This is a genomic window from Priestia sp. GS2 (assembly GCF_036409025.1).
GTDB classification, from domain to species: domain Bacteria; phylum Bacillota; class Bacilli; order Bacillales; family Bacillaceae_H; genus Priestia; species Priestia aryabhattai_A.
Map to the genome: position 1 here is coordinate 1833895 of NZ_JAZGJX010000001.1, position 17906 is coordinate 1851800.

Sequence of the window (17906 nt, forward strand, 5' to 3'; positions counted from 1 at the left end):
TTATCCGCTCAGTAAGAACATACGTTTCTATTTTAGCATACTTAAACGATTTTAGCACATATTTCCGCATTATAAAAGCTATATAGTCCTTATCCCTTGATTATAGATGACCTTGGAACCGTTGTCTAACAGTCATTTGATTGAAGATATGAAAAACCCATGCTTCCATTCATGCATGGGTTTTTCATATCCTATCAAGGGTTTATTTCGTTAGCGCATGTTCTACTTTAATACAACGATCCATGACAACCGTATAGCCTTTACTTGCTAGAAGCTCGTATGCTTCTTCATTTATTAATCCTAGCTGAGCCCAATAAACATCCGCATCAATTTCTAAGAACTCTTTTGCGACATCTAATAAATGCTCAGATCTTCTGAACACGTTTACAATATCAACATGTCCTTTAACGTCTTTTAATGATTTTACCGATTTTACGCCTAATACTTCATCGACTAATGGATTAACGGGGATAATTTCATATCCAGCTTTTTGCATAGCTTCTGAAACCATATAAGACGTTCGTTCTGGATTATCTGATAACCCTACTACCGCAATTCGTTTGCTGTTTTTTAGAATCTTTCCTAATTCTTCACGTGGTGGAATTTGAACTGTCACACTTTTCATCTCCTTTTATGCTTAAACGTTCGATGTATAAAATAATTTTTCCTGCATATGTTACCCGTTTTTTAGTGTTTTGTAAACATTTCCTTTAAACATATAGAAAAAAATACCCTACTTAAAAACTATGTATGGTGTTTTTGCTATCTCATGGTAAAATAGATACGATATATAGATAAAGGAGCTTTTGTCAAATGGATTATCTATTACCTATTCTGGCCTATATCATCGGCTCTATTCCCTTTGGACTAGTTGTTGGAAAATGGGGATACGGCATTGATATACGTGAACACGGGAGCGGAAACCTAGGAGGAACCAATACCTTTCGAACACTAGGAGTAAAAGCTGGTATCCTTGTAACGTTGGGAGACATTTTGAAAGGAACGTTTGCTGCTTCATTAGCTGTTTTATTTCATTCAGGGCTTCATCCTCTTTTAGTCGGTTTATTCGCTGTTATTGGACATACATATCCGCTATTTGCGAAGTTTAAAGGTGGCAAAGCCGTTGCCACATCCGCTGGTGTTTTATTATTTTATGAGCCTCTTTTATTTTTAACATTGCTTGCGTGCTTCTTCATTTGCTTATACATCACCAAGTATGTATCGCTATCCTCAATGATTGCAGGTATCATCGCATTTATTTATACACTATTTACAGGCGAACTAATTTTAATCATCATTGTTGGATTCTTGGCTTCTTTTGTTATCTATCGTCATCGCGCGAACCTTGGTCGAATTCGTCAAGGAACAGAACCAAAAGTTACGTTTTTCTCAAAAAAGAAGTGAAGGTTAAAAGCCTTCACTTCTTTTTTTTCAATAATGTAAGCGAATACATTTATGTTTTTTTAGCTATACTGACAGTAGGAGGTGATTGAGATGAAGCAAAGCCGCTGTCCAATGTGCAAACGTGAAAAAAAGATTCATAAACAAACGCAAAGCAGTCGTTACTGTATTCATTGTTGGGAAACAATTGAGAAACCCTATGAATTTAAATGAAGAAGGTAGTCAAAGTGGTTATTTAGAACAGTGTTTACTTTATAACTCCTTTGACTATCTTTTTTACGCTTCCACGTTCATCCAATTGTATTAATGGTAATTTTAGCTTTTTTCTACTATAATAAGAAAGGAACCCTAGTGATGGAAGGAGCAACACATAATGAAATTAAACGTAACAGAACAAGCTGCCCAATGGTACAAAGATGAAATGATGTTAGAAGGCAATGAACATTTACGCTTTTTCGTTCGCTACGGTGGTTGTAGTAATGTTCAAAAAGGATTTTCGCTTGGTATTAATAAAGACCAACCGTCCAATATCGGTGTAAAAACTGAAGTTAATGGTTTAACATTCTTTGTAGAAGAAGAAGATCTCTGGTATTTCGATGGTCATGACTTAAAAGTCATTTTTAATGAAGAGGCAAGTGAACCTGAATTTATTTACGAAGCATGATAAAAAAAGCATCGACTATACATCGATGCTTTTTTTACTCTTTACCTTTATTAGCTTTTTCGTAAGCTGCATGCCATTCAGGCAACTGCTTTCGAATGGAGATTGGCTTGAAGTTTTCTTTTTTTACACAAACATGCGAAGAAGTGCCAGTTAGAGCAATACTTCCATCCGGCGTTGTAATTTCATATCCATACACCACGCGCAAGCCATCATAATAATCAAGCCATGTTTGAATTTTAGCTGTTTCTCCATAATGAAGTGGCTTTTTATAGGAAACGTTAATGTCAATGACTGGTGATAAAATGCCCTCTTGCTCCATCTCAGCATAATTAAAGCCTAAATCTCGAATAAACTGCGTACGCCCTAATTCCATCCATACTAAATAGTTTGCATGATACACTACGCCCATTTGATCGGTTTCACTATAACGCACATCAATTTCTTTTATTGCAATCATACTTTTCATTTCCTCCTACATTGCAATCATACCGGTATTATATTACCACAAATTGGTGTAGTTTCACTACTTATCGGCTCAGCATTCAATACGTTGTGAAGCTAAGCATCTTTTGAATGCGATAAAGTAATGTTTGGAAAATGGTCATTTTATTTTCGTATTTTTCATATGGAAGGGTATAAGTTGCATCTTCATTTCCCCATAAACGTGTAAAATACTGAGTCATTTCTTTCATAATAGCTTCATCAGAATCTGCGGTAATTTTAACATTGGTCTCTAAATTCAAGTCATCTAAATTACGTTTTGTAAAGTTGGCTGATCCTCCAATGATTGTACTCTCGCCCTTTCCACGAACAAATAGAGTTTTGGGATGATACTGCTCTTTGGCCGTGTTATACCATCTTACTTGTATTTTGTTGCTTGAATCATCTAACAACTCAGCAGCTACAGGGCGATTAGGCAGACCAATTTTTTCTTGTCCAAAAGCATTGACGTTTGGATCTAGAATAAGCCGAACTTTAGCACCTTTATTAGAAGCTTGTATTAACTTTTTGACAACTTGGCGATCCGCAAGATAAAACATCCCCACCCATACTTCATCGTCTGATTGTACGTGATCCAACGTGCTTATGATTTCTTTGTATATTTTCCCCTCTGTCAATAGCTGCACACCGATATCACCACTTGGAGCTTTTTCATAGCTGAGCTTCGGTACCTGCACATTACTCGAAAAATCGGCGACGGCTTTTTCTGTCTTAACCACATCATCAATGATATCTCCCTGCACCTCAAAAGCCATATTAGAATGATAACCACTGGCATCGTGAGGGTTAGCTGATGAAACAATAGCTGTTTTATCTGTAACCACTACTTTCCGATGATTAGCTTTTACGTTAAACAGTTTCAAATAAGACCTTGCCGTAATCTTCGGTGCATTCTCACCAAATGGATTAGCAATCCAGCCTTCTCCAGATTGTCCAAACCACTGCAAAAAACTTCTCCAAACGCTTGAGTATAGAGGGTTGGAATCTCTAAGCTTTGTAACGTCCGTTTCCACAACCTTAATCCCCGCTTGTTTTAATGACTCTAGCCACTCTGATTGATGTGAACCATACGTTGTGTTTACTTCATCGGTAATAAAATAAATATCTACGTTGGGTTCCTTCTTTTTCTTTTCAATTAATTTTCCTGCTAGCGTATCGCTAATAGCTGGATAGGTTTCACCTTGATCATAATAGCCATTAAATAAGAACATATCCATAACGATAAAGTTTTCAGCATTATCAATTGCTTCAAAAATCCGCCGGAAAATTTGTTGCTCACTCTTACCTTCATCACCGCTTTGATACGTTAAGTCATATAACAGCGATACGTCCTGTACATAATGTACGTTTCCTTCATATGAAACGCCTTGAGGCAACGGCTTGTATGTATGATAGAATGCAACGATTGCTAGTAATAATATAAGTGCAAGCATGAGATATGTTGCTTTACTTGTTAATAGGCGCCCCACTGGTTTTCCTCCTCATGAATAGTATCAGCTGTTTATTCCCTTTCTTTGTTCATTAGAAACATAAAAGAAACATAAAGGCCAAAATTGGCCTTTATGTTTCTTAGTTAGTCGAATTAGGATATCCTTCTTCACGCGCTTTAGATTCGTCTTGAATTTCGTTGCGCATCGCTTCTATGCTTACTTCTCGATTATGATTTTTTTGCTCAATTTTTGCACGCTCTTCTCCAGTCGCATGCGCCATTGTAGCCTCAGCTTTTTCAATATTATCAATTGTATTTTGAACCATTGATTGCAAACGTTCTACGTTGTTGCTACGGTCATCTGGATTTGGTTTACCCCATGTCATAGTAAAAACCTCCTTTAAAATACTTTTTTCGTACACCTCTAGTATGCAGCGGTTTCCTCTTTGTATAAGTGGAAAATAACACCCTTTTAAAACAAAAAAAGCCGCTAAACAGCGGCTTTTTATTCTCCCTTTGTCTGAATAACCTGAGGGTGTTTTCCTGATTTATCTTGCATTTTCTTGCCATTGTTACCACCGGCTTCTCGCGGCTGAGTGCCAATGTGGTCAGGTACAAAGCGTTTGGCGAATTTCTTCGGATTTCCCATGTTAACCCCTCCTTGCTGTTACTGTAACCAGTTTCAAGAGGGACTATTCAGCCTTTTCAAGCATACGTTTTTCTAGACGCTCTTCGATGGCACGCTCAATTCTGTCAATTTCTTGTCGGTCTTCTAACAACTTAGTTTTATTCTCTTTTACTAACTCTTCAAACGTGCGTTTATTTACTCTTCTCATCTTTATCACCTATTCTTTTTAAATTTTGGAAAAGTCTGAAAAATAACCTTGCAATAAATTACTATTATTTTTGCCATAATCCTTTACATTAAACCTAAAAAATTCAAAACGCTCCAAATTTGATCATTTTTTGCTAAAACACGCAGCTTTTTCTAAAGTAAAGATCAATTTTCGACCATACTTTCTATACGAACATGCCTAATGAAAGGTTTCATTTTATTCGCAAAAAAAAGCAGCTGTTATGAGCTGCTTTCAGACGCAAAGGCCTCCATTTGTTCTAGCGTCATTGGTCCATTAATACGCTTAACGATTTTACCTTTTTCATTAATAAAGTATGAAGTTGGAATGGTCATCACACGATATGATTTTGTAGCTACCTCATCTTTTTCATCTAGAAGCACTTGAAACGATAGTTTGTTTTCTTTTAAAAAGGTTGAAACACTTTGTTTACTACCTTCAGACGACGTTAAATTCACAGCTAGGATATGAACTTCTTTTCCTGATGTTTCATGAAACTGCTGCATAGCTGGCATTTCTTCTTTACAAGGAGGGCACCACGTAGCCCAAAAATTTAAAATAATTTTCTTCCCTTTAAAGTCTGATAACTGAACTGATTTACCTTCTGTATCCTTTAACGTAAAGGGCGGGGCTTGGTCTCCAGGCTCTAGGCCATAAGGCTCTCCATTTGTTACTTCAGCCTGTCCTTCTTTTAGGTTTAAATCTGCATACGATGACAGCTTTTCTCCTTCATCATCTTTTGGTGCTAAAGCTTGCCACACAGCAAAACCAGCAAATCCCACCAACAAAAATGTTGCTATAACTTTTTTTAGCATTACGCTTACTCCCTTCAGCCAACTTCTATGAAATCAAAGACCCTTTTTATTTATATATGTACAAGAACATGCAAAATCATCCTAAAATGTGAATCTTTTATTATCATATCATACTTGAAAGCGTTTTATAAAAATGAAAAGAAAAACGCACCTTCAAAAGGTGCGTTTTTGCTATCTTATGCGTGCGTTTTTGATTGAAGCTTATCGCGTAATACCATCTGTAAAATACCGCCATGACGGTAGTAATCAATCTCTACTTCGCTATCAAAACGAACTAATACGTCAAACTCTTTTTTGTTTCCAGCTTCATCCGTTGCCGTAACTTTTACAAAGTCACGTGGTTTTACTGTTTCATCAATTTGAACAGCAATTGTTTCTGTTCCAGTTAAGCCTAATGTTTCAGCACTTTCGCCTTCTTTAAACTGAAGTGGAAGAACACCCATTAATACAAGGTTTGAACGGTGAATACGCTCAAAGCTTTCAGCAATAACTGTTTTAATACCAAGTAAGTTTGTTCCTTTAGCAGCCCAGTCACGAGAGCTTCCCATTCCGTAATCTTTACCTGCTAACACAACAAGACCTGTGTTTTCTTCTTTGTATTTCATACAAGCATCATAAATGCTCATCACTTTATTTTCAGGCCAGTACGTTGTCCATCCACCTTCAGTGCCTGGCGCAATTTGGTTTTTAATACGGATATTTGCAAACGTACCGCGCATCATTACCTCATGGTTACCACGACGAGATCCGTATGAGTTAAAGTCTCTTGGCTCAACGCCTTTATCTTGTAGATACAGACCAGCTGGCGATGCTTTTGCAATTGAACCCGCTGGTGAAATATGGTCTGTCGTTACAGAATCCCCAAACTTCGCTACAACACGCAGGTCATTTAATGCTTCTACTTCACCTGGCTCTTCAGATAATCCTTCAAAGAATGGTGGGTTTTGAATATATGTTGAATCATTATCCCACGTGTAAAGAGCTTCTTCACTTGTTTCAATTTCATTCCAACGCTCGTTATCATCAAACACGCGATTGTACTCTTTACGGAACAATTCTGGCGTTACAGTTGCTTTTACTACTTCTTTAATCTCGTCTTGAGATGGCCAAATATCACTAAAGAATACTTCTTTACCATCTGATCCTACACCAATTGGGTCTTTTTGCAGATCAATATCAACTGTACCAGCAAGAGAATACGCTACAACAAGCGGTGGAGATGCTAGGTAATTTCCTTTTACAAGCTGATGAATACGACCTTCAAAGTTACGATTACCTGACAACACTGACGTAACTAATAAATCGTTATCTGCAATTGCTTGCTCGATTTCGTCCTCTAATGGACCAGAGTTTCCGATACATGTTGTACAGCCATACCCAACTACATTGTAACCAATCTTTTCAAGGTATGGAAGTAAGCCTGAGCTTTGTAAATAACCCGTTACAACTTTTGAACCTGGTGCTAATGATGTTTTTACGTAAGCCGGAACATCTAATCCTTTTTCAACTGCTTTTTTAGCTACTAAACCAGCTGCTACTAATACATATGGATTTGATGTATTTGTACAGCTTGTAATTGCAGCAATCGCAATTGCACCTGTTTTCATTGTTGTTTCTGTACCATCAGCAAGCTTGAAAGTTACTTCTTTTTCTACATCAGAAGTACTTAAGCCAAAGCTTTGGTTACTTACAGGAGCCGTTAGCGCTTTTTTAAATTCACTTTGCATATCTGAAAGCGGAATTAAATCTTGAGGGCGCTTTGGACCTGAAAGGTTTGCTTCAATTTCGGCTAAGTTAATTTCTACTACGTCTGTAAACGTTGGTTCTGCTGCATCTGGAGTGTAGAATAAACCGTTTTCTTTTGTATATTGTTCGACAACCTGAATATCAGCTTCATCACGACCTGTAAGACGCATATAGTCTAACGCTTCGCTATCAACTGGGAAGAATCCACAGGTTGCTCCGTACTCTGGTGCCATATTAGCAATTGTTGCACGATCTGCTAATGGAAGCTGGGCTACACCTGGTCCGAAGAACTCAACGAATTTTCCAACAACGCCCTTTTGACGAAGTACTTGTGTTACTTTTAAAGCAAGGTCTGTTGCTGTTGTACCATTTGGTAATTCACCAGTTAGTTTTACGCCAATAACTTCTGGTACTGGGAAGTATGAAGGTTGACCAAGCATTCCTGCTTCTGCTTCAATACCACCAACGCCCCAACCTAAAACGCCAATACCATTAATCATTGTTGTATGAGAGTCAGTTCCAACCAATGTATCTGGAAACGCTAAATATTCGCCATTTTCTTCTACTGCATGAACTACGTTTGCTAAATATTCTAAATTTACTTGGTGTACGATTCCTGTTGCAGGAGGTACAGCACGATAGTTATCAAATGATTTTTGAGCCCAGTTCAAGAATTTATAACGTTCTGTGTTACGTTGGAACTCAAGGTCCATGTTCACTCGTAAAGAATCTAATGTTCCAGCTTTGTCTACTTGTACCGAGTGGTCAACTACAAGGTCTACTGGAATTTCTGGATTGATTTTATCTGGGTCCCCACCTAAATCAGCCATTGCTTTACGTAAAGATGCTAAATCAACAACTGCTGGTACACCTGTGAAGTCTTGAAGAATAACTCGTGATGGCTTAAACGGCACATCTACTTCTTGAATTTCATCAGTTCCCCATTTTGCTAAATTTTCTACGTGCTCTTTTGTAATTACACGTCCGTCTACTTGACGAAGAACAGATTCTAATAATACTTTAATTGAATACGGTAATTTTGAAACCGCTCCTAAACCCGCTTCTTCTAATGCTTGTAAGCGGTAATAATTATATGTGCTACCGTTAACTGTGAATGACGAACGAGCGTTAAAAACGTCTTTTTTAGTCATTTCATTACCCCCTTAAATGCTATGTATAAAGGATTTTACTTACCCCATCCTCTATTCCCTTCACCATCTATCTTAATATAATGTTATACATAAGTAAATAAAAAGAATGTTATTAATTTACATAAGTTTTTCTTATAACATAATCATTAATCACAAACATTTTCTAATAATTCATATTTCATAGACTTTTGCGCATATTAAAAATGGAGGTGAAGTCAAATGGCTAATCATAAATCAAAGCATGTCATTCCTGGGGCAAACGCTGCTAGCGCTCAAGGAAAAGGAGCGGGTTTTAACGAAGAATTTTCAAATGAGCCGCTTACTGAACAACAAAAGCAAAATAATAAAAAACGTAAAAAAAATCAATAATCTCGTTTAACATGAGCTTTTATAGGTCATAATGATTATTAGTGTTAGATAAGCACATACCTTAAACCTCATGATTTCTAGCATAAAAAGCCATGTTTCCACATGGCTTTTTCGTTGTTTACTCATTTACTTCGTTCATAATCCCCTGCAAGTCCTGCTGAAACTGTGTAAGCTGCTGACGCTGTGTTTCAGTAGCTGTTTCCAGCGCATTATTAATTTGTTGATATGTTTCATTGATTTCTTCTTTAAGAAGTTTTAGTTCGTGTCCATACGCTGCATCGTGTTTTACAATATTTGATTGTGCATACGCGTCTAACGTTTGTTTATGACCTTGTTGAGCCGCTTGAAAAGCCTGCTGGCTATTTTTATGATATGGCATAATATCTCTCCTTTTTACATTGTTCTGTTGTATTGTTTCATATCCTTCTGTTATTCATACCCTTGTTTTACAGGTTAAAAATGCCGAGCATAAATGCTTCTATAATGAACGACATTAAAAGAGAAGCAACGAAAAGGAGGAGCTTTCATATGAACAAAAACGATAGTAAAGACATGCATAAAAACGCACCTAAAGGACATCAAACTGGGCAACCTGAACCACTTAGTGGATCTCATAAAGTAAAAAATCGTCAGCATACTCGTCAAAAGCATAATAGCGGTCACGATATGTAACAAAAAAAGAGCCGTTAGCGGCTCTTTTTTTCTTTATTGGCTTGCATCGCTTAAATTTCCTCTGGAAGCTCATTACCTTTTTCTGTTGAAAGAGATAATGGCATAACTCCTGATAAAATTTCTGTTGTAACTTCATCAGTTCTTCGTTTATCTCGAGTCATGGTACCTTTTCCTTTCTATACATCATTTCACACTCTTTGAAAGCTTGCATATGATGGTTATGGAAGAACGTGTATCTTAACGGAGGAAACAAGTATGAACAACAAACATTCTAAGAACGATTGCTCAAAAAGTTTTCGAGAACTGCTAGAGTTAATTTTGGAAAATCCTTTTATGAGCTATTTAGATTATGATTCTGTTCGCGCAGATTTATTCGAAACGGAAGATACTTATATTGTGGAAATAGAGCTTGCTGGTTACCACCCTCAACATATTCATGTATCAGTTGAATCACAATCACTTTTCCTTGTAGCGACGAAACAAGTGACCTATGAGGAATACGATGATAAACAGCATACGTCTCAAAAAGCTTCACGTGAAGAAAAGATTGAAAAAACCATTGATTTCCCATTTTTGTTGACCAATAAAAAGATTATTGGAACTCTTCAAAACTCCATACTAGAAATCACCATCTATAAAAACTCAAACGTTACTTCTCCTGCTTCTCATGTTCCTATCCAACCATTCTTCAATGAATAAGCTTTACTCAAATCCTCTTTTATATTGTTTATTTAGAACATAGATTAATTAAGACTATTTATGTTTTAATAGTCTTAATTAATGATGTACATATCTTCTGTCCCTCGTTGCACACTATAGAAAAAACGAGGTGATTTTTTGCTTCATACAGCATGGAAAGGCCAGCTATCTTTTGGATTGATTGAATTTCCAATTAAGCTTCACGGAGCAGTTGAAGACAAAGATATCAAATTGCGAACGCTTCACTCAGTTTGTTACAAACCCATTCATCATGTAAAACGCTGTGAACATTGTGAACGTGATGTTCATTCAGATGAACTGATTAAGGGATATGAAACAAGCGAAGGTCACTTTGTGACGCTATCAGAACATGAGCTAGATAAGCTAAAAAAGCAATTTTCTCAAAGTAAAACTATCGATATTTTACATTTTGTCCAGCTAGAAGAAATTGACCCAATCTACTTTGATAAAAGTTATTATATTTCAGCCACTGAATTTGGTGGGCGCGAATATAGCGTACTATTGGAAGGGCTTGCACAAAGTGGAAAGGTTGGTATTGCAAAAGTCTTTTTATATTCTAAGCAACAGCTTGCAATCATCCGCTCTTATGAAGGCTGCCTTTTATTACAAACGCTACACTTTCATGAAGAGCTTCGGCATATACAAGACGTTCCTCATATTGATTCGTTACCATCTCTATCAACGAAAGATCGTGTAGCCGCTGTAGAGATTATTAATAAATTATCTGCTCCATTTGAACCAAAAGTGCATCATGATGACTATCGCGATATGCTACATGAGCTTATTCAAAACAAAGAAGCGATGGCTTCTTTTAACCAGCAGCAGTCTGAACAAGACGTTACCAAGCTGATGCAAATGTTAAAACTGAGTATTGATCAATCTAACTTAAAGCCCAAAAAACCTCGTAAAAAGACGATTGAGAAAAAGGCATAAAAAAAGCGAACAGTTAATTGTTCGCTTTTTTTACTACAGATTCTTTAGGAATAATGGTGCCATAATCGACTGGAACCTTGATATACTGGGTAATCTGTTTGTTTTCTACAAATACAACGACATTTTCCTCACTATTTAACACGCTGTTTAATGTAGCATCCGACCATTTAAATCCAAGTTCTTTATTAACATCTTTTACTGACGCTTCTGGACCAAAGACATATACTTCATCCCAGTTAAAATCAAAGAGTTCATTAAAATCAATTACTGCGTAATCACTTTTCGTTTCTTCTTTTGTTTTATTTATTTCATCTACTAATTGAGACTCTAGCTGTGCCTGATTGCGTTCACTATAGGCACGGTCAATAAAAAATGTAGCTAATAATGCAGCTACTGTGAACAATAAAATCTTCTTCACAATCTGCTCCTCCTGTCAGATTCATCGTTGTCGTATATACATATGATGCGACTCTATCTTTTTACATTTTAGAAAATCCAACAAGAAATTACAACTAATATCTAAATTTGTCACAGAAATATTACATAAAATTTGATTTTGTATAAAAAATAATTCTTCGTCCATACTAAGAAGAAAAGGTAGGTTTATAAAACACATGAAGCACATTTCCATTATCGTCGTAAAATTCATTTCATGTATAATTGCATTCGCCATTGGACTAGACTTATTTTTCGATGCAACGTTTGTTGACATTTTATCGTTTAGCGCTTTTGTAACCGCTGCATCTTACATATTAGGTGATCGCATTATTCTTCCTGCTTTAGGTAATAAAGCAGCTACTGCTTTTGATTTCATCTTAACCTACATGAGCGTATGGGTGTTCGGGACAATTTTATTGAATAACTATATGCAAATAGCATGGGGAAGCATTTTATCAGCAACGATTATTACTGGTGTTGAAGTGCTTGTACACCGCTACTCACTAGCGCATTTCTTTCAAAATCGAACGCGTTCTGTAAAAAGAACAGAGTTTCGAAAAGGATTTGCATATAGTACCGAATTTGCAGAAGAACATGATTCAGATATTCATGATCCTCAAAAAAAATAACCGAAAAGCAAACGCTTTTCGGTTATTTTTTTATTTTGACTAGTGACCAATACTAATTATTACGTATAATAAAAGTAAAGGAAGGTGGTGATTACTTATGAAAAACCGCGACAAACAGCGAAAGAAAAAGCGAAAAATTCTACAGGATTATCTCAAAAATAAGCTGAAGAATTTAAATCCAAAACAATCTAAAGGTCCTATATCTAACTATAAAAATCGCTAAGACCTAAAAGGGTTAATGAATAATCTCTGTCTTTCCAATTTCCCACTCTAAGTCGAACAATAGCTGATCAACACCGATAATAATGGTATCTAACCCATTCCAAAATACAGAGGATAACATGCCCTTTTTCTTCATACCTAGTAAGAGTTCATTCATAAATGTATCAAGAGAAATAGCAATGACTCTGCAACCAGATGGTGCATGCTGTAAGCAGCACTGTGCATATTCTTTGCAAGGCCATACGGGTACTAACCGCTTGTTATCATCATTTCCAGTCATCTTTACCTGATTATGTTCATCAAGAACAATCCAAACTCGTTTGCATTTAATTACTTGCTCGATAAAATACGTGTAGCGATCATGAGCAGAAGCATTTACTAATTGCTGAAATATTGATTGTTCTACCATCATTGTTCCCCTCCATTTTCTATTTTTTAAAGGAGTTCAATTGAACTTATTTTCAGTATATAGATTGGTTGAGAAAACGGTGCAGCCTTACGTTTCTTTTAAAGTATATGCTAGTTAAATTTGGTCAAAAGACCTAAGATAAAGTCTTTTACTATGCTTTCATTGGTCGGTAAGAAAGGGAGCGCTCCTATCCCTACTTTTTCAACACTTTGAAGAAAAGGGTCTGCAGAAGATTTATCATTGCTCGGGAACAATACAATCGCCTTTTGAATAATACGCTCATTTTCACTATTTAAAATAGCATCGCGATATCTATGCATCGTATTTAGATCTTCTTCCTTAGGAATAAGTTTGTGATTTTTGCGCTGTACCCGATACTTGGCATCAAAAACATAGTTCTCGTATTTTCCATTGCTTTGTTCAAACGCCAATACTAAATCCGGCCTTTGAGTAGTGGTGTACTTTGATCTGAATTCTTTTTGATAAAAAAGATAAATACGCTTCCCGCTGTTTGAAACAAATGCATGGTGTGATGCTCCAGTATTCATAAACAGCCCATTTTCTATCATTTTTATGCTGTTATGTGTTATTAAGGTCGCATGTGTCTGAAGTAGATCACGTATTCGTAAATAAACCCAATATTCATATAACCACGCCGTATTTTTCAGAGATAGCGTATAAAATTCTCCATTCAATGTAATTCCTCGCATTAACATCATATAGTACTTACATACTTCTTTATAGACAGGAATTTGGCGAATACGACGATCTATTGAATAGACTGATTTAGTACTTATCTGTTTCCAAAAAAAGTTGGAGTGAACTGTTTTTACAGCTTGCTGCATGCGATTAATTTCTTCTATCATATTCCGTTTCACCATGGAACCATGATACTCTTCCTTTCGATTCATAACGTGGAAAAAAAGCTGTTCTAGCTTATTCTCAACAGTCATTAACATCCATTTCATCGTTTGATTTTCAAGCGTATCTACCGTGTCGCTTCTACTTGTGCCAATGGCTTTGTTCGGTATTACATATTTATTCCGTTTTAAACGGATACCTCTTTTAGCAGGTACGAAATAATTAGGGTGTTTACGCAAGTATCCTATTGATAAGCTATCTGGCTTTTTGAGCTGGTCTCCTCTCATAAACTCTTTCTCCTTTAAAATCGTGCGTGTTGGCTGCTTTTCTATTTGGTTAATATATTTCATAAAAGGTTGAAAGTGATGAGATAAAACATGATAAAATTCCAGCCAATTTCCTTCTTTAACTGTCAAATCCAAAGAACCTTCTAAATACGTATTGCCAATCAATTTGTAAGCCATCCCATACGTTGATTGATTAATGGATTTAACCATAGAAAGGTAATCACTTTTATAGTCCATTTTGATAGGGAATATTTCTAGCGTAAACGCTATAATTTTTTCTATCCCGCTCATAACGTGGAACGTTGTATAGCCAATTTCATTTTGCAGAAAAATTGTACTGAACAAAATTGACTGTCCCTCTCCATACACATTACGACTTTTTTGCTTAATACCTGTCATTTCATTTACTAAAAACAGCTCTTTTTTCCCCTTTAACACAACCATTACTTCATACTGTTCATTTTCAAAAAATAAAGGCTGAAGAGGTGAGCTTTGTACATGTTCTCCCTCCTCAGGATGATACACCTCCACCGTTTCAATATCTTGCCCTGTACAAGAAAAGAACATCGACTCGCTTGCGTCTTTATTAAGCGTTTCAACTTTTCCGCTAATAGTGATCGCACAGTCTTTCGTTGTAATTTTAACGAACGGTATTTGTCCAGAATGATGTATATCCGAATGCCTCATACCTTCTAATCATCTCCATTACTTTTTTCGCGCTGCGAGGGAAGCGCATTCGTTCTGCTTCAATAACAGCTGTTTCAATATCTTGATCAACAAACGTATTGGTACAGTAATAGTATAGTTCCTTTAACACTTCAAACGTGTATGCGTCACCTCCGCTAATGCGTGGAGCTATTTTTTGTAGCAGCTGAAAATCAAATGCCTGGTCAAACGTAAACACGCCACTTTTAATGGCATAAATCATATAAAAACAAATCTCGTCTCTCATCCGATAACCAACTTGACAATCAATAGGCTTTAATAATTCATTTAAAGACATTAATTCATTTGTAACTTCATGGATCAACTCCGCATGCTCAACGTACGCATCTTTTAAATGAATATATATACTTTGAATCTGTGTTGTTTCAACTCCTGCCGTAACTATAGAATCCTGTGTAAGACTTTCAAAAGAATCAAGGTGAATTGTATTAAGCTCGACGGTATTAGTCCTATCTAACACTTTTTGACTGAATGAATGAGTCGTTTCATCCATATTAATCGTACCTACAATTAATAAATTAGGAGGTATATATACATCACGAAACATTCTGTGGCCTGGTAATAGCGGTGCTGTTTTAATTTTACGCTCTTGCCACTTTCGACTTTCTATTACGCTTAACACGTCGCTTAAATAATGTTCAACACGGGCTAGATTCATCTCGTCCAATATTGCCACGTATGTATAGCTGGGATGTTGAATGGCTTGTTGCACAATTCCTAAGAAGGCTCCTTTTCGAAAATCACCTCTAAGGTCAATGTAACCAAGCAAGTCTGAACCATCATGCCAGTCTGGTCTAACAGGAATTAGAGCTAACCTTCCGTTTTCAAACGTTGCGCCAAGGCTTTCTGCTAGTAGCTGCGCTAGTTTGGTTTTCCCTGTTCCGCTCATGCCTGACAAAATGATAAACGGCTTTGTTTTTAGTGACAAATAAATGTTTGTTAAATCCTCATCTTCATACGTAAAGCCTTGTGATTTGATATATTCTTTCATGTGAGTTATTACATCTTTGTCCGATAAAAGCTCTTTGCTCATTCCGTGTGCTTTTAAAAACTGACGGTGGATTTCAATAAATAATGTCAGATCTTCATAAAGCTGACGATCAGTTGCAAAGTCTTCGATGTGATAAGGCACGTATAACGCTACGTTATCTTCAAAATTCTTTGCATAACTACTTGTGCCAATCATCAATAAATGATCCTTCTTTATTCGTTCATGCTCAGGAGTATAAAAGCGAATGTCAGCAATAGTAGGTGCATCCTCTTCTTCCCTTTTTAAAACAAGGTATAGCCTCTGTCCATCTTCACTCAGCACATACGATATCGCAAGGCCTGTTACGCTCTTTTTATCTAATATGCTGATGTATGGAAAAGACGCAGTTTGCATCCCGGTTATTTTGAATTCTTCGCGGTTAATTTCAGAAAGCTTATAAAGCGAAAGTGGAATTCGTCTCGTTAGCATATTGTCGACTTCGTGAGAAAGCAAAGCATCGCTTTCCTTTGCAGAAAAATTTTCAGCAACGTATAGCAATCGTTCTCGTAAACTCATCGACTCATTCCTCCTTTTCTATACATAAAAGCATCGCCAAAAGACCATGCTTGTTTTCTCCAGTATTTTCTTATCCTTATTATATAGTATGCGCTTTAATTAGAGAAATGTTATGAACCCTTGTTTCCTTACAGCTCTGTAAGAAAACTGTAAGCTCCCGTAGTAGGGTGTGATTAGTACGTTCTTTTATAATGGAGATACAAAAATAGTCTTCTATTTAATGTGACTACATTCGCTACTTAGATTTTAAATAGAAAACAAAGAGTTAAAGGAGAGATTTAGATTGAAGTATTTTTTTCAAGCAGGCGCATGCGTCGTTTTACTACTAGGTAGTATTGTTATCTTTACTTATGCCGGCATTCAATTTTTATATGGGAAAGTAAGACACTCAACAGCTAAAAGTCATGAATAAAATCCTGCTATAACAAGGCGTGCGTCTAGAGATTCATGAAAGGATTCATTCTTATTCCTTGTGTCTCATCCATTTTTAAGAGGATTAATTGAACACTACTCAATATACATTCTATGTAATATACATCATTTAGTATTTTCATCTCAAACAATTTATGCAAAAAACAGATAATAATCGCACTATTCCCGCTAACAACATGGTTTTGTAAACTAGATTTGTTATAATAAAATACATACAACTTATTACTAGAGACTCTTGGAGGTTTTATGCTACAAAAGTTCGGTTATTCTCAATATGAAAGTCAGGTATATGAAGCGCTTGTATCGAGCGAAGAATCGTTGGACGCAACGGCTATTGTTCGTGCATCTCAAGTACCAAAAGCAAAGATTTATGAAGTATTAGATAAACTCGTTGAAAAAGGTGTCGTATTAAACACTCTTTCAGGTAAAAAAAAGTTTTATTCCGCTGTATCACTTGATGTCATTATTAAAAAATTAAGCTTAGAGTTTGAAGAAGATATTCGCGATTTGCAGTCTTATAAGATAAGAAAGGTTAGTCAAGATGATCACGTGTGGACACTAAAAGATGAAGCAACTATTATAGCCACGATTGATGAACTCATTCAAGATGCGTCGCATTCGATTTTACTATCGGCTTGGAATACAACGCTTGAGCACTACCGCCCCTTATTAGAAGAGAAAGAAAGAGAAGGAGTTTCGGTTGAAATCTTAACAATTGGAGACTTGCGAACGACCTTGGAAAATACGAGTACCCTTCATCCCATGGAACACCATGAAAAGCTAGAACCATCTCAGCTCGTTATCGTGGATGAACAGTCTTTGCTATTTGCAGGAATCGAAAACGAGACTTGGAAAGCTATTAAGACAAATTCTCAGCCACTTGTTAAAGTATTTACCGACTTTTTTTATCACGATGTCGCTCTTACCTATATCACAAAGAAATACCAAGAGCAGCTGCTGGAAGATGAAACGATTATGCGACTTCTTACTCGCCTTCGCTATTAGTAGTCACCCTAGCTCTCCGACGTTACTTGCTTACTCCATAATAAACGTAAAGTAAAAAAGATTGCATAAAAGCAATCTTTTTTTATTTTACACTTG

Annotated in this window: 23 protein-coding genes; 10 read left to right on the plus strand and 13 right to left on the minus strand. The window is 36.4% G+C overall.

Going from position 1 to position 17906, the window contains the following annotated elements; all coding sequences use genetic code 11:
• Nucleotides 1-202 precede the first annotated feature (202 nt).
• Nucleotides 203-616, minus strand: coding sequence for a CoA-binding protein (locus V2145_RS09590; RefSeq protein WP_131886769.1), 414 nt, complete (start codon nt 614-616; stop codon nt 203-205).
• 197 nt (nt 617-813) lie between these two features.
• Between V2145_RS09590 and plsY the strand changes: the two genes are divergently transcribed.
• Both plsY and V2145_RS09600 read left to right on the plus strand, forming a co-directional pair.
• Nucleotides 814-1404 (plus strand): glycerol-3-phosphate 1-O-acyltransferase PlsY, encoded by a 591-nt coding sequence (gene plsY, locus V2145_RS09595; protein WP_094910028.1) that lies wholly within the window; start codon nt 814-816, stop codon nt 1402-1404.
• A 370-nt stretch (nt 1405-1774) separates the two neighbouring features.
• A complete protein-coding gene (locus tag V2145_RS09600) occupies nt 1775-2065 on the plus strand; it encodes a HesB/YadR/YfhF family protein (protein ID WP_094910027.1) in 291 nt (96 codons plus the stop codon).
• Nucleotides 2066-2099: 34 nt separating this feature from the next.
• Here V2145_RS09600 and V2145_RS09605 read toward each other — a convergent pair whose 3' ends face one another.
• From V2145_RS09605 to acnA, 7 genes are all read right to left on the minus strand, one after another.
• The gene (locus V2145_RS09605; protein WP_330987630.1) at nt 2100-2522 is read right to left on the minus strand and encodes an acyl-CoA thioesterase; all 423 of its coding nucleotides are present in this window, start codon (nt 2520-2522) and stop codon (nt 2100-2102) included.
• Between the two features lie 85 nt (nt 2523-2607).
• Nucleotides 2608-4035 carry a phospholipase D family protein gene (locus tag V2145_RS09610; protein WP_330987631.1) on the minus strand — a complete coding sequence of 476 codons (1428 nt, stop codon included), beginning with the start codon at nt 4033-4035 and terminating at the stop codon, nt 2608-2610.
• Nucleotides 4036-4135: 100 nt separating this feature from the next.
• Nucleotides 4136-4381 (minus strand): small acid-soluble spore protein Tlp, encoded by a 246-nt coding sequence (gene tlp, locus V2145_RS09615; RefSeq protein ID WP_311858255.1) that lies wholly within the window; start codon nt 4379-4381, stop codon nt 4136-4138.
• Between the two features lie 119 nt (nt 4382-4500).
• Nucleotides 4501-4644 (minus strand): acid-soluble spore protein N, encoded by a 144-nt coding sequence (locus tag V2145_RS09620; RefSeq protein ID WP_025911133.1) that lies wholly within the window; start codon nt 4642-4644, stop codon nt 4501-4503.
• Between the two features lie 43 nt (nt 4645-4687).
• Entirely contained in the window at nt 4688-4831 is a 144-nt protein-coding gene (locus V2145_RS09625) for an FbpB family small basic protein (protein ID WP_094910024.1), read from the minus strand.
• Between the two features lie 239 nt (nt 4832-5070).
• On the minus strand, nt 5071-5664 hold the full coding sequence (locus V2145_RS09630) for a TlpA family protein disulfide reductase (RefSeq protein ID WP_311858260.1): 594 nt from the start codon (nt 5662-5664) through the stop codon (nt 5071-5073).
• 176 nt (nt 5665-5840) lie between these two features.
• The gene (acnA, locus tag V2145_RS09635; RefSeq protein ID WP_094910022.1) at nt 5841-8561 is read right to left on the minus strand and encodes an aconitate hydratase AcnA; all 2721 of its coding nucleotides are present in this window, start codon (nt 8559-8561) and stop codon (nt 5841-5843) included.
• A gap of 219 nt (nt 8562-8780) precedes the next feature.
• On the opposite strand from acnA, the gene sspO reads away from it, so the two are divergent.
• Nucleotides 8781-8930 carry a small acid-soluble spore protein O gene (gene sspO, locus V2145_RS09640; RefSeq protein ID WP_094910021.1) on the plus strand — a complete coding sequence of 50 codons (150 nt, stop codon included), beginning with the start codon at nt 8781-8783 and terminating at the stop codon, nt 8928-8930.
• A gap of 118 nt (nt 8931-9048) precedes the next feature.
• Here the strand turns inward: sspO and V2145_RS09645 are convergent, their stop codons facing one another.
• The gene (locus V2145_RS09645) at nt 9049-9309 is read right to left on the minus strand and encodes a hypothetical protein (protein ID WP_210608186.1); all 261 of its coding nucleotides are present in this window, start codon (nt 9307-9309) and stop codon (nt 9049-9051) included.
• Between the two features lie 149 nt (nt 9310-9458).
• Between V2145_RS09645 and V2145_RS09650 the strand changes: the two genes are divergently transcribed.
• The 3 genes from V2145_RS09650 (at nt 9459) to ku (ending at nt 11255) form a co-directional block, all read left to right on the plus strand.
• Nucleotides 9459-9602 carry a small acid-soluble spore protein P gene (locus V2145_RS09650; RefSeq protein ID WP_061784644.1) on the plus strand — a complete coding sequence of 48 codons (144 nt, stop codon included), beginning with the start codon at nt 9459-9461 and terminating at the stop codon, nt 9600-9602.
• Nucleotides 9603-9857: 255 nt separating this feature from the next.
• Nucleotides 9858-10301, plus strand: coding sequence for an Hsp20/alpha crystallin family protein (locus V2145_RS09655; protein WP_330987632.1), 444 nt, complete (start codon nt 9858-9860; stop codon nt 10299-10301).
• A 138-nt stretch (nt 10302-10439) separates the two neighbouring features.
• Complete coding sequence (gene ku / locus V2145_RS09660) at nt 10440-11255, plus strand: non-homologous end joining protein Ku (protein ID WP_094910018.1); 816 nt, start codon at nt 10440-10442, stop codon at nt 11253-11255.
• A 13-nt stretch (nt 11256-11268) separates the two neighbouring features.
• On the opposite strand, the gene V2145_RS09665 is transcribed toward ku, so the two are convergent.
• Entirely contained in the window at nt 11269-11673 is a 405-nt protein-coding gene (locus tag V2145_RS09665) for a hypothetical protein (protein ID WP_094910017.1), read from the minus strand.
• A 196-nt stretch (nt 11674-11869) separates the two neighbouring features.
• Here V2145_RS09665 and V2145_RS09670 point away from each other — a divergent pair, with 196 nt between their 5' ends.
• Nucleotides 11870-12322, plus strand: coding sequence for a YndM family protein (locus V2145_RS09670; RefSeq protein ID WP_131886773.1), 453 nt, complete (start codon nt 11870-11872; stop codon nt 12320-12322).
• Nucleotides 12323-12419: 97 nt separating this feature from the next.
• Entirely contained in the window at nt 12420-12545 is a 126-nt protein-coding gene (locus V2145_RS09675) for a hypothetical protein (protein ID WP_330987633.1), read from the plus strand.
• A 12-nt stretch (nt 12546-12557) separates the two neighbouring features.
• Here the strand turns inward: V2145_RS09675 and V2145_RS09680 are convergent, their stop codons facing one another.
• The 3 genes from V2145_RS09680 to V2145_RS09690 all read right to left on the minus strand — a co-directional run bounded on the left by V2145_RS09680 (nt 12558) and on the right by V2145_RS09690 (nt 16373).
• Nucleotides 12558-12956 carry a DUF2750 domain-containing protein gene (locus tag V2145_RS09680; RefSeq protein WP_094910015.1) on the minus strand — a complete coding sequence of 133 codons (399 nt, stop codon included), beginning with the start codon at nt 12954-12956 and terminating at the stop codon, nt 12558-12560.
• Between the two features lie 107 nt (nt 12957-13063).
• Nucleotides 13064-14788, minus strand: coding sequence for a DUF2357 domain-containing protein (locus V2145_RS09685; protein ID WP_330987634.1), 1725 nt, complete (start codon nt 14786-14788; stop codon nt 13064-13066).
• Nucleotides 14742-16373 (minus strand): McrB family protein, encoded by a 1632-nt coding sequence (locus tag V2145_RS09690; RefSeq protein ID WP_094910013.1) that lies wholly within the window; start codon nt 16371-16373, stop codon nt 14742-14744. Before V2145_RS09690 ends, V2145_RS09685 begins: the two co-directional genes overlap by 47 nt.
• A gap of 283 nt (nt 16374-16656) precedes the next feature.
• Between V2145_RS09690 and V2145_RS09695 the strand changes: the two genes are divergently transcribed.
• Nucleotides 16657-16785 (plus strand): hypothetical protein, encoded by a 129-nt coding sequence (locus V2145_RS09695; protein ID WP_256993251.1) that lies wholly within the window; start codon nt 16657-16659, stop codon nt 16783-16785.
• Between the two features lie 266 nt (nt 16786-17051).
• On the plus strand, nt 17052-17810 hold the full coding sequence (locus tag V2145_RS09700; RefSeq protein ID WP_094910012.1) for a TrmB family transcriptional regulator: 759 nt from the start codon (nt 17052-17054) through the stop codon (nt 17808-17810).
• Nucleotides 17811-17906: the final 96 nt, after the last annotated feature.